This is a genomic window from Pseudoalteromonas sp. SG45-5, from assembly GCF_014164085.1.
GTDB classification, from domain to species: Bacteria; Pseudomonadota; Gammaproteobacteria; order Enterobacterales; family Alteromonadaceae; genus Pseudoalteromonas; species Pseudoalteromonas aliena.
In genome coordinates this window covers 1-19,934 of the sequence record NZ_JACJEM010000057.1, presented here as the reverse complement: position 1 = coordinate 19,934, position 19,934 = coordinate 1, and the positions used below count along the sequence as shown (strand labels likewise).

Sequence of the window (19,934 nt, the reverse complement as noted above, 5' to 3'; positions counted from 1 at the left end):
GACCGCTTTGGTGGCATTTGCGACTATCAATATAGACCTAAGTTCAAATGCTGAATGTCCGTAGATGGCACATGTGCGACTGTCAAATTGAATTGAGTCCTGTTAATTGAACCTGACAGTTCACGTTAAGACTTATTCAATTAAAGGTATTAATTTGGTAGGTTTATTTATAAAGCTTGCGAACGTATGCTTGGCTTATCATTTCATCTAAGTTTTTTTCTTCTTGTTTGTTAGCATAATCTTGCTTAGTTAATACACGGTTACTCACAATACCTTCAATACCTTTAGTGAAACTCATTTGTTTTAAGCAAGCTTGCTGCTGCCTTTTCTCATCTTGTTGAGAGTCTTTAAATCTTTCTATTTGCTGATTTGATAGCCCACTTAAAATGCCTTTCATTCCTGATAAGTTTTGCAAACTTAACGCAGATCGCATTTGGCTACTTTTATCCATACTATCAATATGCAATTGTAATTGGGCTAAACGCTGTTGCTCTTCTAAACTTTTTAGCTGTAACTGGGCTTGTTTAGCTAACATAACATCTAATTTATTTTTTTGAATTACTAAAAACTTATTTAACATTCAACTTACCCATAACGTTACTTAACTGCTTTGCCGACTGCGCAAAGTCGAACTTTTCATTCAGGCCTTGGCATAAAAACGATTCAATTTCAGGATACAATGCAACCGCACTATCAAGCTCTGGATCTTTTCCTGCCTGATAAGCCCCAAGTGGAATTAGTTCATGCACTTGCATATATCGACTGTATAATTTTTTTAATTTATAGCAGTAGTCAAGTTGTTCTGGTGTAACAATATTAGGCATAACACGGCTAATAGACGCACCAATATTTATTGCAGGATAATGCCCTTTTTCAGCAAGCGTTCGATCAAGCACTATATGTCCGTCGAGAATTGCGCGAGCATTATCAGCGATAGGATCTTGTTGATCATCCCCTTCTGCAAGTACGGTATAAATAGCCGTCATTGATCCTTTGCTTTTTTCGCTATTACCAGAGCTTTCAACAAGTTGTGTAAGCTTGCTAAATACCGAAGGTGGATAACCTTTTGAGGCGGGTAACTCACCGACTGATAAACCAATTTCACGTTGAGCCTGCGCATACCGGGTTAAAGAATCCATTAACAACAGGACATTTAAATTTTGATCTCTAAAAAAGGCGGCAAGTCGATGGCTTAGTTCTGCGGCTTTAATACGCAACAATGGCGAATCGTCAGCTGGGGAGGCAATAACAATCGCTTTTTTTAAGCCTTCTTTACCTAAACTTTGTTCAATAAATTCTTTAACTTCCCAACCACGCTCACCAACTAAACTAACAATAACAACATCGGCTGATGTATAACGTGTCATCATACCTAAAAGCTTACTTTTACCAACGCCGGAGCCCGCAAATAAACCTAAACGCTGGCCTTTTCCAACACTAAACAAGCTGTTTATTGCTCTTATGCCAACATCTAAAGGCTCGGTTACCCCTTTACGCTCTAAGGGCGTTAGTGAGTAATCTTTTGGTAATTTAGATAAATTAACAGTATCGTCTTTATCTAAATCGCCTAAGTTATCAATTGGCTGCATTTGAGCATCGACCACTCGGCCAAGTAGCTTTTCAGAAATAGCGACTGTAGATACCTTCGCAGCAGGGCGAACTCGCCCACCGGAGCATAAGTTTTGTGCCTTTTTTAAAGGCATCAAATAGGCTTCAGCTTGATTAAAGCCGATAACTTCTACGTCATACCAAACCCCATCCACACTCTCAACTTGGTACTTTTCGCCAATAGCAAACTGGCCGCCAGTAGCGGTTAATGTCAAACCATTAACCCTAATAAGACGGCCGTAACTTTTAATTAAAGGAGGTGGAGAAAGTGAATCTAAAGCTGACTGAAGTCGAGTATGTAAATCGCTATTCATCGCTATCATTTCTTAGGATTTGGGGAGTAATTTCATCAAGTAATTCCTGCAAACGCTGAGAAAAAGAAAAGCTATGTGTTTGTTGTTCAGCAATTAACTCAACATCACCTGAAATAAGTTCATCATCAAAATTAACGGGGATAGCAAAGTTACTTAAAATATCAGAATCTAACCATTTTTTATCTTCAGAAGAGAAAACAATTTTTGTTACAACGTCTCTATCAGAAAGTAATTCAATTGCTTTTTCGATCAACTCTGTTCTTATTTCGGGCCTTGCTTTGAGTTCACCATCAATAACAAATTCAGCTAATTTGGTTATAATTAATGTAATGTCACTCTTTAAATCAGTAGAAAGAGTAGATAACTCATTATTCGTTTTTTCAAAAATCACATTGAAATGGTCAATTAAATGTTGTTTTTCAGATTCCAACCGTGCATTTAATAGCGTTTCAACTCGTGAGTCTATTTCTTGCTCCAAAGAAATTTGCTTATCAATTGCTCCTTGCTCAAGCCCTTTTTCATAACCACTTTGCCAACCAATGCGCTGAGCAGCATCAAGACGCTCTTGGAGTGTTTGATGCTGCTCTACTTTATTGAGCGTTGGAAACCGAAATACTTGGCTCATAATTATCCCGCTGTTTCTTCTTGATACAAGCGGTATTCTATTTCGCCTCGTTTGGTCATATCTCTCACGATAGACATTATTTCTTTTCTAGCGGCTTTAACTTTACTAATAGGCTGCGAAGTTAAACCGTCAATTTGTTGTTGATATACTTGGGCGAGTCTTTTTGGTAAAGCGCCAAGTACACGGTCAACTAAGTCTCTATCGGCACCTTTTAAAGACATAGTCCATAACTCATCAGGAATATCATTTAACAATTGAGTGAGTGTTTCATCAGTTTGTTTAGCTAAGCCATCAAAGTCGTACATTTTTTCTTGTATTTCATCGGCAACATTACTGTTTTGTTTTTTCATCATCTCGATAATTTGACTCTTATTACCGTTATAACGATTAATTATTTCAACAGCCTTATCAACACCGTTTACTTGAGCGCCAACTTGACGACCCACAAACTCGATACATGCTTCTAATGTTAGTCGAACATCATCTATCACATGTTCACTGACTTCTCGCAAGCTTGCGATTCTGTAAAGTAAATCGTCATGTTTCGATTCAGGAAATAATGCAATGATCGCTGATGCTTGCTCTGGCGGAAGAAACGCTAAAAACAAAGCTTGCATCTGTACATGCTCTTGTTCAAGAAAGCGAACAATTAACTCAGGTGGGATCCATTCTAAACGGCGTAAATCATCGTTCATTGCACCGCCGTAAATATCATCAAGCATCGTTTTAGCGAGTTTACGACCAACAGCTTTGTCTAATGCGCGCTCTAAATAAACTCTAGATGCGCCATTAACGCCACTTTCATTTCTATAGCAATCAAAAAATTCGCTCAACGTAGAAGCAACATCTTTTTGAGTCACATTAGAAATTTTAGCCATTTTCTCTGAAATAACTTGAACTTCACGACGCCCTAGCTTACGAATAACACTCGCGGCATTTTCTTCACCCATACTTAGCAGTAAAATAGCAGCTCTATCTAATGCTGGTAATGGTGTTACTTTCTCAAGCTTTTCTTGATTCAATTTCAACCCCTTGTTCTACCCAGTATTTAATAACCGATGTTACTCGTTCAGTCTCTCTACTCGCTAAAAGCTGCATATGCGCAATTTGCTCTTCAAAATCGTTACCTATTTGAGGCAATGAAATAGATGAAGGGTCTGAATTTTTATCTTTAGAACCCATGCCATCAGCTTTTGCATTAGCACTAATAGCATCATCAAGCGGAGTAATATGTCTATCTCTCACATCGTGATTAGATTTTGCTGTGTTTGAATCTTGCGTTGTAGCTAACAACTCAGAATTACTCTTTCCTTTGATTAAATGATTAACCAACGGACGTACACCAAATAAAATAAGTAAAATACTGATCAATGTGCCAAAAATATAACGCGCATATTCTCTAAGTTCTGGCATTTGCCACCACTCAAGGCCCTCACCAGGTGCGAGTACTTTTTCTTGCACAAAGGCAAAGCTAGTAATATTAAATTGATCGCCTCGAACATCGTTGTAACCAGTTGCTTTTTTAACCATTTCACCTAAAGATGCAAGGCGCTCATCGGTCCAACCTTCATCTGAAAGTGACGCACCTTCATTAATAAGTACAGACAAACTCATTGATTTAATTCGCCCAACTTCAAATTGAGTGTGTGTAACAGAGCGCCCATTTTCAAACTGTCTGTTACTTTCACTTCGCTCTGAGGTGCGCTCATTATTTTCATCACCACCTTGTTCATTTGGTACAGGCGGTTCATTTGCAAGTGATCCAGGGATACCCGCAGCAAGTTGATCTAATGTGGTATCTGATTTAACAAACTCTTGCGTTAAAACATTTTGCGGGTCGACAAGTTCTTTCGTTTCTTCTACAACGCTAAAATCAACATCGGTAGATACTTGAATCCTAAAGTTACCTTCACCTAATATCGGCAATAACATGATTGAAGCTCTTTGTTCAATATTGCGCTCAACCTTGCCTACAAACGCTAATTTTTTATCCGTCTCTTTACCTACCGGCGTATTATCAAATAAATCACCGCTTAATAATTTACCGCGCTGATCCACTACTGAAACTGACTTAGGGTTTAAACCCGGCACACTACCTATCGTTAATGCAATGATTGCTTCAACTTGCTCTGGTTTTAATTCGTGCCCTGGCGCTAAATCAACCATCACCGATGCTGCGGTTTTTTGCTCTGTACGACCAACAAAAAGACTCCGTTTTGGCACAGCCAAGTGCACTCGCGCATTTCGGATGCCTTGCATATTAATAATAGTGCGTGCTAACTCGCCCTCTAAGGCATGTTGATACTGCATAGATTCTATAAATTGGCTCGTACCCATTGATACTTTATCGCTGATACTTTCCATGCCCTCTGGCATAGACGCTTTAATACCACGTGCTGCTAGGGTGATTCTTGCATCAGCTAATTTTTCTTGTGGTACTAAAATATTTCCGCTATCGGTATCGATACGAAATGTAATTTGCTCTTTATCTAAAATTTCAAGAATATTCGCTTTATCGTAACTTTCTTGATTTCCGTAAAGGGGCACGTAATTTTTAGCTGAAGTCCATAAAATCAGTACAATTGTTGCCGCCACCAGTGTCGCTAAAAGCGCAATAGTTGCAACGCTTCTGTCACTGCCACCGCTAAAATTCAGCTTGTGAGAGAAATTAACAACTTTTTCTTTTAATTTCATATCGTTGCTACTTGGCTCTGGCACTTTAGTTAATTCACCTTTCATCATCAACCTCTACAACGACATTCGCATTACATCATCAATGCCATTGAGTACTTTATTGCGCATTTCCATCAGCATTGAAAAACTTAAACTTGCCTTTTGGCTTGCAACCATAGCACCAACAACATCTTCACTTTGCCCAGTATCAACAGCTTTCATCATATCGCCGGCGATATTTTGTTGTTCATTAATAGAGCGCACAACAAATTTGAAATCTTCACTTATACTCACATCTGAATTAGGGATAAGATTTGGTTCAATTCGATCGGAAGCAGCTAACTGCTGCATTTCCGTCATTTTTCCAAGCATCATTCGTTGACTTTCGATCGGTGACATTAGGGTTTCCTTAAATTATGCGATTGCATCTATGTCTATGCCGTATTCACGCATAGCAGCAAGTTTATATCTTAATGCTCGAGTACTAACCCCGAGCGCATCGGCTGTTTGAGTTCGGTGACCTTTGAAGCGGCTTAACAAACTATATATGTAGTCAAATTCAGCTTGTTTTTTATTTTCTTTTAATTGAGATGAGCAAAAACTCGCTGCCGGAACTAAGCAATGAGGCAAATTAAGATCATCGGATTGAATTTCTACACCCCGTGCCATAACGAGGGCTCTTTGCATAACATTTTCAAGCTCTCGGACGTTCCCTGGCCAGTTATAACAAAGCATGACATCCGCAGCTTGCTTACTAATATTAAATTCAGACGTACCATACTTTTTTATAAAGTAATGAGCTAAAGGTATTATGTCGTCTGTGCGATTACGAAGTGCAGGCCAGCTTAGTGGTAACACATCTAAGCGATAAAATAAGTCTTCTCGAAAAGCGCCTTTTTCGACCTGCTCTCTTAAAATTTTATTTGAAGCGGCTATAACTCTAATATCAAGGTGAACTTTTTGATGACTACCTAATCTTTCGACTTCTCGCTCTTGTAAAACACGTAATAATTTTGCTTGTAAATCAAGTGGCAGCTCGGTAATTTCATCAAGTAAAATTGTTCCGCCATTAGCTAATTCAAACTTACCCGGTTGCGCGTTTACAGCCCCAGTAAATGCGCCTTTGTTGTAGCCAAATAACATTGCTTCAAGCATATTCTCAGGTATAGCAGCACAGTTAACCGCTACAAAAGGTTTATTTGCGCGCTCTGATGCTTTGTGAATAAAAAGGGCTAATTTTTCTTTACCTGTTCCCGACTCTCCTGTGATTAACACACTGGCTGAGGTTTGTGCAGCGCGATTAGCTAAACGAAGCACTTGTTGAGATTTTGTTGAAACAGCAATTAAATCCTCAACGCCATGCTTCATCGAATTCGCATTTCTGATAGTGTTTTTAAGTTGTTCTTCAAAAAATGGTTTTAATAAGTAGTCGACAGCCCCACCAACATTGATTGTTTTTGATGCGATCTCACTTTGCGATGAATCAACAAGCGAAACGACTTGGGTCATAGGGCAAGTTCTGCGCAAAAGCTTCACAAATTCGACTAATTCAATTTGTTGAATATCGGCATCAACAAAAATGAGCTCTGGTTTATTACTGATGCAATAACTAACAGCATCAGCTACGGAGTCTGTATATAAAAATTTAAAACCTTCAGACACAACCGTTTGCTTAAACTCAACATCTGGCTGTTGTTCACTGATCCATAAAAGGTATTTTTGGCTCATGTTATCCTCTACAAAACTCATTTAGTCGTATCTCGGAACAAACGAATTAAAACACGACGGTTAGACTCTCGTCCTACCTTTGAATTCTCTACTACAGGGTAACGTTGACCATGAGCTCGAACCTCTAACATATTTTTAGGCAAACCAAACTCAACCAAGCGAGATGCAATATCATCAGCCCTTTCTTTAGAAAGTAGTCGATTTGCTAAAGGCGACCCTACGTTATCGGTATGACCATCAATCATTACTTTGGTCACCTTTGTATCAAGCGATATATAACGTACTAAATCTTTCAAAAAAGCTAAGTCAGCCGCTTTTTCGACGATACGTTTACCGGTTTCAAAATATATTTCATAATCCCTCGCTTGTTGCCAAGACAGCGGAGATAGCTCTGTTAAACAGTGCTGGTATTGATCAATTACAAGATTACTATTTGTATTTGTAAAAGTAAGTCGAACTTGCTCATCGCCAAAACCAATGACGCTGTCTAGCCAACCACCTTGCTTTATAACACGCAGCAAAGTGCTAACGTCTGCATCGAATACAACCGTATTATTATTTATGTCAGCGGAGAAAAAATTCAGTTGAGGGGGGGATACGCGACTTGATTGCCAATCAGCTTTTCTAGAAAGGATTTGGATATCGGTTATTTTTTTATCTGATAGTAACCAATTAAAAACCAGTTTTTGAGGCTCTGCAGGCACGCTAACTATTTCTAGTTTTGCATAACTATCGAAGGTTTGCTCTAGGCTACAAAAAAAAGACGTTTCTTTTGCTGACCAAAACCCTTGCTCATAATTTTGAATAAAACTTTGCTCTGCTGCTGTTACTTTGTTAATCGTAAAAATAACAATGCAAAAAAAAGTAAAAACTCTAACTTTTAAAAATATATTACCCATGAGTATTCCATACAACATTAAACCGGACCAACTTGGTCTTTATAATATAAACAGCGAAATGTATTGAATGCAGTTATAGCACCAAACACTATCACTAAGTTAATGTGGCCCCACGATCTTAGTTAACACCTTAGACTGGTAGCTTTGCGTCCTACACTTTCGTGAAGTTTGCCATTTAATTCTCTTAAATATTCCGATTCTAAATAGAATACCTGCTAGGCAACACTAATGCGTACGGCCTAGCCAACAATTAGACTATAGTTAATTATTATTAAATGCAAACATAATTGCATTTAATTCATTACTGGTTCATAAAAGCTAGAACTTTATTATTATCCCAGAGAACCTAATATATCGACTCTTACAAAATCAGGAATTTCATTATAAGAAAGAACAACTAACCCACCTTTCGTAAACGTTTTAGCATATCTGGCCAAAAGAGGCCTAAGCTGAGGAATTACGATTAAAGTAGGCGTTACACCTCTTGATTTCATATCATCAACAAGTAACGGCATCATGCGCTGAAACTGCCCTAACAAATTAGGGTCAACAGGAAAGCTATCTAATGAGACCTTGCCCGCTTGCATAGCTTGATCTAACGAACTTTGCATTGTGCTTTCAAGTTTCTCATCTAGGCTATATGCTGCCAGCTCATCTCGATTACCCATAACCTGTTTTACTAATACTTTTTGCAAGGCACAGCGCACATCAGATACTAATAGAATCGGATCTTTTGTTACTTCAACACTATCAATTAAGGTTCCTGCAATAGTTACAATGTCCTTAATACTTATATGCTCCCTTAACAGCAAGCGTATAACTTTTAACTGCAGATTAGTGGGTAACGCTTTTTCAAATGTTTCAGCTAAACTTGGCGATATTTCTTTTAAACGCTCATTTAATCTTTGCACATCTTCATAGCTAAACAACTCATCTAAATGATCTTTAATTACCTTGCCGGTATGCGTAGCAATAACCGTGCCTAAGTCGACAACGGAATACCCCATATTCAAAGCTTTTGCTTTACTGTCGTCTTTTATCCAAACGGCTTCAAGCCCATAGGCCGGATCTGTGGTTATTTCTCCATCGAGTGTTCCGTACACATCACCTGTATTGAGTGCCAGTAACTCTTTTGCATTCAAATGGCCATTTGCCACCGCTACGCCCGCTAGATTAACTTTGTACTCTTGAGGATTTAACTTTAAATTATCTTTTATTCTAATTTCTGGTAGTAAAAAACCGAGTTGCTCAGAAAGGTTTTTTCTCACCCCACGCAATGTTTTGACAAGTTCCTCACCTTTATCTTTATCTGCTAAATAAACGAGACGAAAACCAAGTTCAACCGCCAATTTATCGACGTGAGAAATATCGCGCCACTCTAAGCTAGCTTGTTGTTCACTTAAAATAGTGTCAGTTATTTGTTCTGCTTCAAGTAAATCTGAGGTGGGTTGTGATTTTTGCAAGCGCCACGCTACATAAAATAGAGGCGCTGCGAACCCCAAAAATGCCACGGTAGGCATTCCTGGTACAATCCCTAAAACCACCATAATTAAGGCGGCAGTTAAAATAACCCGAGGTGAAGCTAAAAGCTGCTTCCCTACTGTTTCACTGACATCGCCTTCATCATTCATTCGCGTAACAATGATTGCGGCCGCTACAGCAAGTAATAAAGAAGGAATTTGTGCTACAAGGCCATCACCGATAGTGAGTAATGCAAAACGCTGAAACGCCTCGGCTAAACTAAGGCCATGTTGAAATGCCCCGATAGAAACGCCACCCAGTAAATTAATTACAAGGATAATTAAACCGGCAATTGCATCGCCACGAACAAATTTAGAGGCACCATCCATCGAACCATAAAAGTCAGCTTCTTGAGCTATATTTGACCGTCTTTCTTTTGCTTGTTCAGGACCAATTAAACCCGCATTTAAATCTGCGTCAATGGCCATTTGCTTACCTGGCATTGCATCGAGTGTAAATCGCGCAGCCACTTCAGAAATTCGTTCACCACCTTTGGTGATTACAACAAAGTTAATAACCATTAAAATAACGAAAACAACGATACCAACAACATAGTTTCCGCCAATAACAACTTCACCAAATGCTTGAATAACTCGCCCTGCTACATCTGAGCCTTCATGACCATGCAATAATACGACACGAGTAGAGGCGATATTAAGGGTTAACCTCATTAACGTCGCGACTAATAAAATAGTAGGGAACACAGAAAAGTCGAGCGGCTTTTTGGTCGAAACAGCCACTAAGAGTACTATAATTGAAAGCACTATATTAAAAGTAAATAACACATCCAGTAACCAACCTGGCAATGGTAAAATAACCATTGAAAGTATCGCTAATAGTATTACGGGAATAGCTGTATAAGGTCGAGTAAAACTGCGCCAGTTCAAATTATGACTCCAACATCTAAGATTTTTGTAAGTTTTTAGGAATTTTTAGTTTAGGTAAAGGTGCAGGTGGTTGCCCACGGCCTTGTTTATAGGCTTTTAACTGCATTACATAAGTTAAAACATAAGCAACGGCTGTATATAAACCGTTAGGCACTTCTTGATCTATTCGGGTCGAAAAGTATATTGCACGCGCTAAAGCGGGCAACTCTATAACCTCTTTATTATTTTGACGAGCGACTTCTCTAATTCTTAAAGCCATTTCATCCACACCTTTAGCGACTACATAAGGTGCTTTGGCTGCACTTTCACTGTACTTTATTGCAACCGCATAATGTGTTGGGTTAGTTATAATAACATCGGCAGTAGGTACTCGCTCTTCAACTTTACGATTTGCTTGTTGAAACTGGATTTGCCTAATTTTATTTTTTATTTCAGGGCTACCATCAGAAGATTTCCGCTCTTCTTTGACCTCTTGGTGCGTCATTTTAATTTTTTTAGAGATTTGATGCTGCTGAAAAGGAACATCAATTACAGCAATAAATAACAGTAAAGTGACTGTTATCATTAACGATAAAAACAAAAGTTCAATTCCCTGCCCTATTGCCACTTTCACATCCAAATTTTGCAAAAACATGAGCTGCATCCACAATTTGGTCAAAAACGTATATAAACAGATAGCAAGCAGCGAAATTTTTAATATCGACTTAACCAGTTCCACTAATGACTGTATGCCAAACATTTTAGCTAACCCTTTCAAAGGGTTTAATTTACTAAATTTTGGAGCCACGAGTGACATTGAAAAAACAAAACCACCAGGTAAGCACCCTGTGATCCACATCGCAATGAACATTAAAAGCAAAAAAGGCGTTAACGTGGATAACATATCCAGCACGGCTTGCGCTAAAGCAATCGGCATCATTTTTGTGTTATTAATAATATTATGATCAAGCTGCATGCTTGTGCTCATTAAATCTGCAAATAGCTTATAAAATAAATTGGCAAACCAAAGTAAACCTGAAATACCCACCATGAGTAAAATAGCCGTATTCAACTCTTTCGATCTTGCGACTTGTCCGTCTTTTTTAGCTTTTTTCAGACGTTTTTCTGTGGGTTGTTCTGTTTTTTCTTGGGAGCTATCTTCAGACATAACTTATCTCATAGCCTCCGTAAACGTAGACAAAACATAGTAAGTTAGTGAAGAAAAAGAGCTTCCAGTGTATTCCAATGTCATAAAAACACAGAAAAACCCCATTAGCAGAGACATAGGAAAACCCAGCACAAATATATTTAAAGAAGGAGCTGCTCGACTCGCAACACCAAACGTTAAATTAACTAATAGCATCGCAATAATCCCGGGCATAGAAAGCAATAGAGCTGAAGAAAACATCCAAGCAAACAACATAATTATTGATTGAATATTAAACTCATAAATACTTCTACCGATAGGGAACAGTGTAAAACTTTCGACCATTACATTGAGTGTGATTAGATGCCCATCCGCTGCAAAAAATAATAAAGCGCACATTATCCAAAATAACTGTCCTAATAATGCCACCTGATTTCCGCTACCGGGATCCATAACAAGTGCCATAGATAATCCCATTTGCATAGACAGTATTAAGCCTATCATTGCCATAACTTCAAACAGGATCCGTAATGATAACCCCATCATTACACCAAAAATAATTTGCTCGGTCGTTAAAATAACCGCATCTAAAGAGAATATATCTATTGCAGGAGCAAGCGGTAACTGAGGAGCCACCAAAAAAGCAAGCATCATTGAAAGCATTATTCTTGAACGAGGTGTCACTGCAGGATTATCAAAAACAGGCATTGACCATAGTAGCGCTGAAAAGCGAACAAATGGCCACCACATAGTCCCAATCCAACTCACTAAGTCAGCAGCAGACAATGATAAAAGAGAGCTCAACCAAACACCCCTGGAAGCATAAACTTGAGTTTATCAAACCAGTCTATCATTACCTGTAACATCCAATGTCCTGCAAAAACAATCATTAACAACGTCAGTAACATTCTTGGTAAAAAAGTAAGGGTTTGTTCTTGGATTGATGTTGCACCTTGAATTATTGCAACAACAATACCCAAAATAAGCCCAGGCACAATCAAAACCAATATTAGTTTAATAATTGTATACACTGCACTGGCAATAAGTTCTACAGACATTTCTGGTGTCATGGCGACATACCAAATGTAGCGGCTAATGTACCGGCAATCATCGACCAACCATCGGCTAAAACAAACACCATTAATTTAAAGGGTAAACTAATTATTAAGGGCGATAGCATCATCATACCCATCGACATCAAAACACTACTCACCACTAAATCTATAATCAAAAATGGAATAAATAACATAAACCCAATTTGAAAAGCGGTTGTTAATTCACTTAGTACAAAAGCAGGCATCAAAACTTCAAAAGGAATTTCTTCAGCTGTTAATGTGGTTGGCTCATTTGCGATTAGCAAAACTTGTCTTAGCTCACTTTCACGAGTTTGCCTTAGCATAAAAGCGCGCAGTGGTTTCTCTGCTGTTAATAATGCTTCTTCTAAGCCAATTGTTTCAGCCTGAAAGGGTTTATACGCATTTTGATACATATCTTGCCAGACCGGTCTCATAATGAGCATGGTTAGCATGAGTGATATTCCAATCAAAATTTTATTTGGAGGGCTTTGTTGAAGCCCCATAGCCTGTCTTAAAATGGCCAGTACAATAATAATTCGAGTAAAAGAAGTAAGTACCATCAATAAAGCGGGGATCAAGCTCAGCACAGTCATCAGTAACAGGATTTGTAACTTGACGCTATAATCCTGCCCCTGCGCTGTATCCTTTAAAGAAAATAGCGTAAGTTCTTCAGCATTTAGCCAACCTGGTACTAATAGTAATAATAGTACTAAGCTGGCTTTTAAAATTACGCTTTTATTCATTTGATTACGCTTCCTCTTGCTCAGAAGCTTTTTTTGTAATGAATTTCAGACCATATTGTCCTTCCGTCATAACCACTTCTGCTTTAGCAAAGAAAATGCCATTTACTTTAACATCTAAAGGTTCACCTGCAACTTTGTCTAGCCTTAAAACATCACCATCTTTTGCCTGGCTCAATTCGCCTAGTGTAATTTCGGTACTGGCAACTTCTAAAGTAACTAATAACGGAACATCTTGAAAAAAAGACATATTTTCAGCATTTCCTTGTGTTATCGATTTCCCTTCAAAGTCATCCATTGCATCTAGGTCTAAACCAGCTAAAGCGTTATCAAGATTTTCATTCATAATTTATGCTACTCGTTTCTTTATTTGTTAATTCTGTGATTTGAAATGCTAGGCCTGTATCTTGTTCTACAACCTGGCCTTTAAAAATATTTTTATTACCGAGTTTAAACAATGCCGGCTCATTAAGTTCAATCGGCAAAAGTTTGCCATTCATGCACTCTTTTAGCTGTTTAAGGGTCACTTTCTTCTTTGCCATTTCTATTTTGCCTTGTACTGCAAATTGCGGCCAAGCGTCCATAGAAAGGTGTTCTGCATTACTTTTTTTATGACTAATTGTCTTTGTTTTATCGCTAAAGAAGGTAATTGGCAGCCAAAGAAACCAGCTTATAACTTCATTTTCTAAAATAAAGCGCACTTTAAAAGCCAAATAATTTAATGGATCTGGAAGCTCTTCATACTTTTGAACTTCACCTAATAAAGTGGAGCGTTCTTTAAATAGTAAGTTTTGCATTCCTTGGATCTGTCTTTGTAATAAACGGCAACATATTCTATTTTCAGTTGAGCTCAGCTCTGCAGGTAGCTCAACGTCCTCATCTGATGAGGGATTTAAACTATTAAACTGTCCACCAAGGCAAAGATCGGCTGTTTTGTGGGCGCTTTTATAATCTAACGCTAAATAAGCAAAGTCTTCTTCTGGTACAAATAAAGGTGACTCAATAAAGATGCGAGGCGACTCTTTAAACCAACTTCTGATCACCGAATGATTACACTGAGAAATATCAATATCAAAGCGAGTATCATTGAAAAGCTGAGCAAGCTCTAATTCAAAAACCTTTCGCATATTTACTTTTACTTCATCCGCTTTTTTTGCGGCATAATCTAAAACACGCTGCTCTAAAGTAAGAGGAAAAGAAGTAACATCTTCAGAATCTTTAGCTTTAATTAATTTCGGCCTAAAATTTACATTTTTGCGCATATCAAAACATTTCCTGATTCATTTTTTTCATTTCAATCTTTGCTCTTTTTTATACTGAGCCTGCTGCTGTAAACGCGTGACTATAGTACTGCGTTTTTTATCATTTTTAGTCGTCCACTCCACACCTAAAAACGCCAGCTTTTCATTCACTTTTCGACGATACATTACCTTACCAACCAAGCGGCTATGCTCATCAAAAACAACTGTTACTGTATCTGGTATTGTTTTTTCACTTGGAACCAATAAGCCAACGCCACCTAAACTAATGTCTTTTGCAACCGCGTGACAAATTGAAATATCAAAGAAAAAGTTTCTTAATAGCTCAACAGAAACCCCACCTCGCTGAACAGCTTCTGGCTCAAAGTTGTCTTTAGGATTTAAATTCCAGCGCTTATAATTACGTTTGGTTTCAAATTCACTACTCATAACTACCTTCTAAACGTAGTACAGGCTTATTCGCTGTTGCAGCTCTGGCCGATTTATTTACTGGGCTGTCGATATTATCATTGTTAAACAATTCATTAAGCTCTTTTTCAGCCTTTTTTGTTAAAATTAACAGTTCAACTCGTCTATTTTCACTAGCCGTTATATCATCTTTATTTAAAGGACGATTTGAAGAAAAAGCATTTACCTGTAAAACACTGTTGATTGGCATGCCTCCGGCAGTCATAACGCGCCTTGCTTCTTGCGCCCTTGCCCCCGAAAGATCCCAGTTTCTTGAGCTTCCATCTTTAAACGTACTTGCATCACTGTGCCCAGAAATAATGATTTTATTACCAATACCTTGAAATAAGCCGCCGAGATGTAAAAATAAATCTTCAAAAAATGGGGTCATTTCTGTTTTCGAACGCTCAAACATTCTATGGCTATCATCATCTCGAATAATAACTCTTAAGCCTGAAGGAACTTCCTCGACTAATAAGTTATTTTTCAATAGGTCTTCTTTTGTTAAATCTTGAAAGCTTTTCAAAAGTAAACTTAGCTCTGAAGACGCTTTAAAATCACTGTTAATGACTGAATTTAACTCTTTACCTTTACCTGCTTTAGGATCTATATCTCCTTTAGGTATTTGCAAAAATTCGCTCATACCTGGTTTTGGTGAATCAGGTGGTGTATCTCCAGATTTGAAATGTTTTACAACAGAAGGTGAACCGCCAAGATCAACAGGGAAAGGACTATTTTGAGGATCAAAAATAGCAGGACCACCATCAAATACAGAATGAGTTCTCATATAATGCGCTATTTCTTCGCGCTCAGACTCGTTGGTGATGGCCATAATCCACATAACCATAAAAAAAGCCATCATCGCTAACGTGAAATCAGCAAATGCCACTTTCCACGCTCCTCCATGCGCTTCCGCTTTTGCTTTTCTTCGGCCTCTTTTTATTATTATTTCATTATTTTTTTCCATAACTAGGCGGCCTTATTATTTATCCATTCTTCCATAGTGGTAAAAGTAGGCTTAATTTCTTCATTGATTAATTTTCTACCCGAGTCAGTAGCAACAATAGGCACATGCCCTTTTGCATGAGCAACAAGCATCGCACGTACACATTCAAGCATTGCCATTTGTTTTTTTACATATTGCTCCATCGCAGAAGCTAAAGGCGCAATTAAACAATAACAGGCAAATATACCTATAAATGTTCCTACTAACGCAGCCGCAACATGATAACCAATTTCGCTCAATGCCCCGTCAAGGTGTTGCATTGTTATGATAATCCCACCTACAGCCGCCAAAATACCAAAACCAGGCATCGCCTCAGCTGTATTTGCAAGGGCATGCGAAGGCTTTAATTTTTGTTCTTCTATTGTATAGATTTCTTGCTCCAGCATGGCATCAAAATCATGTGATGTAATTTTACCCATACTAAATAAACGTAAGTTATCGCAAATAAATGTTACTAATTGAGGAAATTCATACACTTTTGGGTAAGCAAGAAATATAGAGCTTGTTTCAGGGTTTTCAACATGCTCATCTAAGCCTTTAATCCCTTTAACGCGAGCCAAGTCAAGCAGTGAGTAAATAACTAACAACAGATCGTGGTACAACTCAGCGGTGTTACTTCCTTTGCCACTTATAAATTGGTATTTAAGTTGGCTCAACATTTCAGTTAAAACATACTTAGAGTTTCCCACAATAAGAGCTCCAATACCTGCACCCAGTATGATCACAAATTCAGCTGGCTGCCACATAGTTGCAATATTGCCACCAGCGAAGGCAAAGCCGCCAAGTACTGTACCTAGCACTACTAGTAAACCGATAACTCTTTGCATTATTTATCCCTCAGATATTAAATTTGTTGAAGCTTTTTGGTTAGTGTTTCGAGCGCTCTTTTATGTAACTGGCAAACTCGAGCTTCTGTAAGTTCAAGAGTGAGTGCTATCTCTTTCATATTCATTTCATGTGTGTAATATAACTGTAAAAGCAGCTTTTCTCGGGTATTCATCCCGCTCATTGCTTTTTTTAACATCAATATCGTATCGGCTTTATCTTCTGAACTAGGTGAGGTAATTGACAATTTGGGATTATCTTCAAGTAAGCTCTCCAAACTCTCAATAGCTTCTGCTTGTTCGCTATACTGAAGTTTAATTAATTCATTATGCTCAATGTTAAGCGCATCACACAGCTCAGTATCTGTTGCCTCTCGACCGTGTTGCTTTCTTAATGTGCGTGTCATGTCACGAAGTTGATGAGACTGCTGCCTTAACTGCCTAGGTCGCCAATCTAAGCGCCTAAACTCATCAAGCATCGCACCGCGAATACGTTTAAATGCAAAAGCGGTAAATTTTTCATCTATATCTCGACCATAGCGCCTGAGTGATGATAATAAAGCCACCAAACCTATTTGTTGAATATCATCGTTATCAACAAGCACGCCAACTTGTGTTCGCATGTGCGCTGCCGCTCTTTTTACCAAAAAAGAATACTGGGTTAACAACTCAGTTTCTTTTGCCGGTGATAGCGTCACGAGGGGCTCTGATGTGAGCTCACCCCACTCTTCATTCAGCAACATACTAAGCGTATCCTATTGAATGAATACATTAGTGACGAGAACATTATCTAACCTTAAAGGCGTTTTATTTATTAAAACGAGGTTAAATTGCTCTAGTAATAGTTTTTGGACTGCATCGATATCTTTAAATAAAGCTTTTACGTCAGCATGACTCATATTCGCAAATTGCTTTACCAGTACATTACGCAACAATGGGGTTGCTTCTGCAGCATATACTTTATTATCAATATAAGGCGGAATTACCAAAACAAGATCCAACACTAAGTAGCGTGCATAACTCTCATCCGACACACTAATTATAAATCGCTCCATCTCATGGTACTGCGATTCAGTTATGTTCGCTTCTGTATTCGTTGAGCCTGCATCTCCTTGTTGATTAGAGTCACTATCGAGTAATTTACCAGCAAAAAATGCACCTATAATCAAAACTAAAGCGCCAACGCCTAATATTATTTTCTTCACATTTACCTCACTCTAACCAATATTAATAGTTATACTAATTTGTTTAACCAGCCTGATGATACTGTTTGTCTCAGTTCATCGTCTTGTTCGGTGTTATCAACTAACGAAATATTCTCAGCAACCTTTTCGTCGCTAGCACTATGTTGTTGCTCTTGTTGTTTATCATCAAAATTTAAATCTACCGACACGCTACCATTTTGAGAAAGCGTTTGACGCAGTTGATCCAATGTTTGCGCAATCGCATCTCTAACTTGTGGATTGCTGGTTATTAAACTAACTGACGTTTTATCTCCATCAACACTAATAGAAATGTCTATTCGCCCTAAATTCGGAGGATCTAATCTGATCTGCGCTTTTTGTAGTTGCTGCCCTATTTGCAAATTGACCTTATCACCTAGCACATTGAGTAAGCGTTGCCCCCACTCATTTGGTCCACCCTTGAGCTTTTCTTGGCGCCATTGGAATGTATCAGCTAAGGATTCATTATGTGCAAACGGGTTAAGTACAGCTGCTTTTTGAGTTAATAAGTCACGGCTTTCAATGCTAAAACTATTGGGTAGTGCATTTAGTGTGTGCTTGTGCAAATCACTCTTATGAGTAGGTACTTCACTGATATTCGTATCAACTGAATTAACCTTGCCATTTACCGAAGGTTGTATTGATGAAGGCCGAAGTAGCCCTTGCAAACTTTGAAGTGCGATACCCGAGTGCTGTAAATTGTTATTTTTCGTTACTGTATTTAGCTCTGTATTAATAATTTGGGCCGCAGTATCTAGATTACCTACATTGAAGCCGTTATTTATAACTGCGTTTGATTGCTCTGCATTTAAATTCACTTGAACAGTTGCGGGGGCACTCTGCGACTTTGTTGAATTTAGCGCACTATTTATGGCTTGCTCATTAATAAGCGAAGCAGTTGCAACCTTTTTATTAACGGGCGTTTCGGGTAAATTAGCTTGTTCAATCAGGGGCTCATCTAAAATAGCCGTGCTGTTTTCACTCTCTGCACTTAGTGAAGGTATCTCATTTAAAGTGTTGAGACCTGAACTTTTATATTGTCCAATTGAATTTAATAAAGGGTGATTAGCCGGTTGCTCTGGCGACACTTCAACGGGTTCTATAAGCAAAAATTCATCGCCTGTATCATCATCAATAGAATCTTCGTTAATTAACTGCGCGCTGTTTTCATCCATCTCTTTTTGAGTAGACAAAGCATGCTCGTCAAACGCAGGTTCGTTAACAGCAGAATCAACTGCATTCGCGTTACTTATTATTTTTTTACTGCTTGTAACATCAAATTCAGCTTTCGATGCAATATTGCCAAGTTGAATATTCATAAATCACTTCCTTCGCTCAGTTCTTTATACGCTTCAATGCCTTCTTTATTATTTTGGTGACTTTGCATTTTCACTTTGATATCTGATTGCTGTTTCGCAATTACACTTATAATTTTTGTATAGCGTTTTTTAAGTGTTCTACGCTGAGGCTCTATTGAATCAAACCAAGGTTTTTTTTCAGATAAGCCAAGCAATAAGTGCATTTTTTTATCGGCTTCCTTTACTTTAAACCAATTGTTATCTTGAACTGCTCGCTCCATAGCGCAAAGTAACTGTTCAATTTTTTGCTCAGTTTGCTTCTTAGATATATCCATGAACAGTATCAACCTATAATAAAACACATTGAAATATAGCAAAAATCAAGCCAATAGCAACTCATTGTTTTTAATAAATAAAAACATTAAAAACTGCTCAAAACGGAAGCTTAACTTCCGGTGCGGAAGTGGCTTGGAAGTAACTCAGACCACTAATAAAAAAACCAGCTAAAATTAGCCGGTTTTTGTTAACTAACCTGAACTCTGGTTAAGAGGTTTACTAATACCAAACTGCATAAATCTTTGATCAATTTAACGAATTAAATTGCACTATAACGTCGTTAAAAATTTTTTATTTAGAACAACTAGATACAAAAATTTTTGCCTAGTTCTAGCGTAATTTTC

Annotated in this window: 22 protein-coding genes and 1 riboswitch; all 22 genes read right to left on the bottom strand. The window is 38.1% G+C overall.

From position 1 onward, the window contains the following. Nucleotides 1-163 precede the first annotated feature (163 nt). Nucleotides 164-580: a hypothetical protein gene (locus tag H5119_RS16580; protein WP_077538698.1), complete on the bottom strand. Its 417-nt coding sequence runs from the start codon at nt 578-580 to the stop codon at nt 164-166. Next, the gene (locus H5119_RS16575; RefSeq protein WP_182703005.1) at nt 570-1,922 is read right to left on the bottom strand and encodes a FliI/YscN family ATPase; all 1,353 of its coding nucleotides are present in this window, start codon (nt 1,920-1,922) and stop codon (nt 570-572) included. Before H5119_RS16575 ends, H5119_RS16580 begins: the two co-directional genes overlap by 11 nt. Next, nucleotides 1,915-2,547: a FliH/SctL family protein gene (locus H5119_RS16570; protein WP_182703004.1), complete on the bottom strand. Its 633-nt coding sequence runs from the start codon at nt 2,545-2,547 to the stop codon at nt 1,915-1,917. The genes H5119_RS16575 and H5119_RS16570 overlap by 8 nt, the downstream gene beginning before the upstream one ends. A gap of 2 nt (nt 2,548-2,549) precedes the next feature. After that, nucleotides 2,550-3,569, bottom strand: coding sequence for a FliG C-terminal domain-containing protein (locus H5119_RS16565; protein ID WP_182703003.1), 1,020 nt, complete (start codon nt 3,567-3,569; stop codon nt 2,550-2,552). Continuing rightward, nucleotides 3,550-5,289 (bottom strand): flagellar basal-body MS-ring/collar protein FliF, encoded by a 1,740-nt coding sequence (gene fliF, locus H5119_RS16560; protein WP_252371767.1) that lies wholly within the window; start codon nt 5,287-5,289, stop codon nt 3,550-3,552. The genes H5119_RS16565 and fliF overlap by 20 nt, the downstream gene beginning before the upstream one ends. 6 nt (nt 5,290-5,295) lie before the next feature. After that, nucleotides 5,296-5,619 carry a flagellar hook-basal body complex protein FliE gene (locus H5119_RS16555; RefSeq protein ID WP_182703002.1) on the bottom strand — a complete coding sequence of 108 codons (324 nt, stop codon included), beginning with the start codon at nt 5,617-5,619 and terminating at the stop codon, nt 5,296-5,298. Nucleotides 5,620-5,634: 15 nt separating this feature from the next. Continuing rightward, nucleotides 5,635-6,948 carry a sigma-54 dependent transcriptional regulator gene (locus tag H5119_RS16550; protein WP_182703001.1) on the bottom strand — a complete coding sequence of 438 codons (1,314 nt, stop codon included), beginning with the start codon at nt 6,946-6,948 and terminating at the stop codon, nt 5,635-5,637. A 17-nt stretch (nt 6,949-6,965) separates the two neighbouring features. Further along, nucleotides 6,966-7,847 (bottom strand): OmpA family protein, encoded by an 882-nt coding sequence (locus H5119_RS16545; protein WP_182703000.1) that lies wholly within the window; start codon nt 7,845-7,847, stop codon nt 6,966-6,968. Between the two features lie 100 nt (nt 7,848-7,947). Further along, nucleotides 7,948-8,030, bottom strand: a riboswitch (cyclic di-GMP riboswitch). A gap of 149 nt (nt 8,031-8,179) precedes the next feature. Beyond that, nucleotides 8,180-10,255, bottom strand: coding sequence for a flagellar biosynthesis protein FlhA (gene flhA, locus H5119_RS16540; RefSeq protein WP_182702999.1), 2,076 nt, complete (start codon nt 10,253-10,255; stop codon nt 8,180-8,182). 16 nt (nt 10,256-10,271) lie between these two features. Beyond that, entirely contained in the window at nt 10,272-11,402 is a 1,131-nt protein-coding gene (gene flhB, locus H5119_RS16535; protein WP_077538716.1) for a flagellar biosynthesis protein FlhB, read from the bottom strand. Nucleotides 11,403-11,405: 3 nt separating this feature from the next. Then, entirely contained in the window at nt 11,406-12,185 is a 780-nt protein-coding gene (gene fliR / locus H5119_RS16530) for a flagellar biosynthetic protein FliR (protein WP_077538718.1), read from the bottom strand. After that, nucleotides 12,182-12,451, bottom strand: a complete 270-nt coding sequence (locus tag H5119_RS16525; RefSeq protein ID WP_077538720.1) for a flagellar biosynthetic protein FliQ — start codon at nt 12,449-12,451, stop codon at nt 12,182-12,184. The genes fliR and H5119_RS16525 overlap by 4 nt, the downstream gene beginning before the upstream one ends. After that, nucleotides 12,448-13,200, bottom strand: a complete 753-nt coding sequence (gene fliP, locus H5119_RS16520; RefSeq protein WP_077538721.1) for a flagellar type III secretion system pore protein FliP — start codon at nt 13,198-13,200, stop codon at nt 12,448-12,450. Before fliP ends, H5119_RS16525 begins: the two co-directional genes overlap by 4 nt. Nucleotides 13,201-13,204: 4 nt before the next feature. Continuing rightward, entirely contained in the window at nt 13,205-13,543 is a 339-nt protein-coding gene (locus tag H5119_RS16515; protein WP_077538723.1) for a FliM/FliN family flagellar motor switch protein, read from the bottom strand. Continuing rightward, nucleotides 13,536-14,459, bottom strand: a complete 924-nt coding sequence (locus H5119_RS16510) for a FliM/FliN family flagellar motor C-terminal domain-containing protein (protein WP_138585930.1) — start codon at nt 14,457-14,459, stop codon at nt 13,536-13,538. The genes H5119_RS16515 and H5119_RS16510 overlap by 8 nt, the downstream gene beginning before the upstream one ends. A 27-nt stretch (nt 14,460-14,486) precedes the next feature. Further along, nucleotides 14,487-14,885: a PilZ domain-containing protein gene (locus tag H5119_RS16505; protein ID WP_138585929.1), complete on the bottom strand. Its 399-nt coding sequence runs from the start codon at nt 14,883-14,885 to the stop codon at nt 14,487-14,489. Further along, nucleotides 14,878-15,870 (bottom strand): flagellar motor protein MotB, encoded by a 993-nt coding sequence (locus H5119_RS16500; protein WP_077538729.1) that lies wholly within the window; start codon nt 15,868-15,870, stop codon nt 14,878-14,880. Before H5119_RS16500 ends, H5119_RS16505 begins: the two co-directional genes overlap by 8 nt. A 2-nt stretch (nt 15,871-15,872) precedes the next feature. After that, nucleotides 15,873-16,736 carry a flagellar motor stator protein MotA gene (gene motA / locus H5119_RS16495; RefSeq protein ID WP_077538731.1) on the bottom strand — a complete coding sequence of 288 codons (864 nt, stop codon included), beginning with the start codon at nt 16,734-16,736 and terminating at the stop codon, nt 15,873-15,875. A 17-nt stretch (nt 16,737-16,753) separates the two neighbouring features. Then, nucleotides 16,754-17,476 carry a FliA/WhiG family RNA polymerase sigma factor gene (locus H5119_RS16490; RefSeq protein WP_182702998.1) on the bottom strand — a complete coding sequence of 241 codons (723 nt, stop codon included), beginning with the start codon at nt 17,474-17,476 and terminating at the stop codon, nt 16,754-16,756. 12 nt (nt 17,477-17,488) lie between these two features. Next, entirely contained in the window at nt 17,489-17,938 is a 450-nt protein-coding gene (locus tag H5119_RS16485) for a flagellar basal body-associated FliL family protein (RefSeq protein ID WP_077538735.1), read from the bottom strand. Between the two features lie 29 nt (nt 17,939-17,967). Next, the gene (locus tag H5119_RS16480; protein WP_182702997.1) at nt 17,968-19,275 is read right to left on the bottom strand and encodes a flagellar hook-length control protein FliK; all 1,308 of its coding nucleotides are present in this window, start codon (nt 19,273-19,275) and stop codon (nt 17,968-17,970) included. After that, nucleotides 19,272-19,589 carry a hypothetical protein gene (locus H5119_RS16475; RefSeq protein WP_077538739.1) on the bottom strand — a complete coding sequence of 106 codons (318 nt, stop codon included), beginning with the start codon at nt 19,587-19,589 and terminating at the stop codon, nt 19,272-19,274. Before H5119_RS16475 ends, H5119_RS16480 begins: the two co-directional genes overlap by 4 nt. Nucleotides 19,590-19,934 lie beyond the last annotated feature (345 nt).

Excerpts from the sequence above, each read along its gene's own strand:
- H5119_RS16580 (WP_077538698.1), bottom strand. The coding sequence starts at position 580 with ATGTTAAATAAGTTTTTAGTAATTCAAAAAAATAAATTAGATGTTATG.
- H5119_RS16575 (WP_182703005.1), bottom strand. The coding sequence starts at position 1,922 with ATGAATAGCGATTTACATACTCGACTTCAGTCAGCTTTAGATTCACTT.
- H5119_RS16570 (WP_182703004.1), bottom strand. The coding sequence starts at position 2,547 with ATGAGCCAAGTATTTCGGTTTCCAACGCTCAATAAAGTAGAGCAGCAT.
- fliF (WP_252371767.1), bottom strand. The coding sequence starts at position 5,289 with ATGATGAAAGGTGAATTAACTAAAGTGCCAGAGCCAAGTAGCAACGAT.
- H5119_RS16555 (WP_182703002.1), bottom strand. The coding sequence starts at position 5,619 with ATGTCACCGATCGAAAGTCAACGAATGATGCTTGGAAAAATGACGGAA.
- H5119_RS16550 (WP_182703001.1), bottom strand. The coding sequence starts at position 6,948 with ATGAGCCAAAAATACCTTTTATGGATCAGTGAACAACAGCCAGATGTT.
- H5119_RS16545 (WP_182703000.1), bottom strand. The coding sequence starts at position 7,847 with ATGGGTAATATATTTTTAAAAGTTAGAGTTTTTACTTTTTTTTGCATT.
- flhB (WP_077538716.1), bottom strand. The coding sequence starts at position 11,402 with ATGTCTGAAGATAGCTCCCAAGAAAAAACAGAACAACCCACAGAAAAA.
- H5119_RS16525 (WP_077538720.1), bottom strand. The coding sequence starts at position 12,451 with ATGACACCAGAAATGTCTGTAGAACTTATTGCCAGTGCAGTGTATACA.
- fliP (WP_077538721.1), bottom strand. The coding sequence starts at position 13,200 with ATGAATAAAAGCGTAATTTTAAAAGCCAGCTTAGTACTATTATTACTA.
- H5119_RS16515 (WP_077538723.1), bottom strand. The coding sequence starts at position 13,543 with ATGAATGAAAATCTTGATAACGCTTTAGCTGGTTTAGACCTAGATGCA.
- H5119_RS16510 (WP_138585930.1), bottom strand. The coding sequence starts at position 14,459 with ATGCGCAAAAATGTAAATTTTAGGCCGAAATTAATTAAAGCTAAAGAT.
- H5119_RS16505 (WP_138585929.1), bottom strand. The coding sequence starts at position 14,885 with ATGAGTAGTGAATTTGAAACCAAACGTAATTATAAGCGCTGGAATTTA.
- H5119_RS16500 (WP_077538729.1), bottom strand. The coding sequence starts at position 15,870 with ATGGAAAAAAATAATGAAATAATAATAAAAAGAGGCCGAAGAAAAGCA.
- motA (WP_077538731.1), bottom strand. The coding sequence starts at position 16,736 with ATGCAAAGAGTTATCGGTTTACTAGTAGTGCTAGGTACAGTACTTGGC.
- H5119_RS16490 (WP_182702998.1), bottom strand. The coding sequence starts at position 17,476 with ATGTTGCTGAATGAAGAGTGGGGTGAGCTCACATCAGAGCCCCTCGTG.
- H5119_RS16480 (WP_182702997.1), bottom strand. The coding sequence starts at position 19,275 with ATGAATATTCAACTTGGCAATATTGCATCGAAAGCTGAATTTGATGTT.
- H5119_RS16475 (WP_077538739.1), bottom strand. The coding sequence starts at position 19,589 with ATGGATATATCTAAGAAGCAAACTGAGCAAAAAATTGAACAGTTACTT.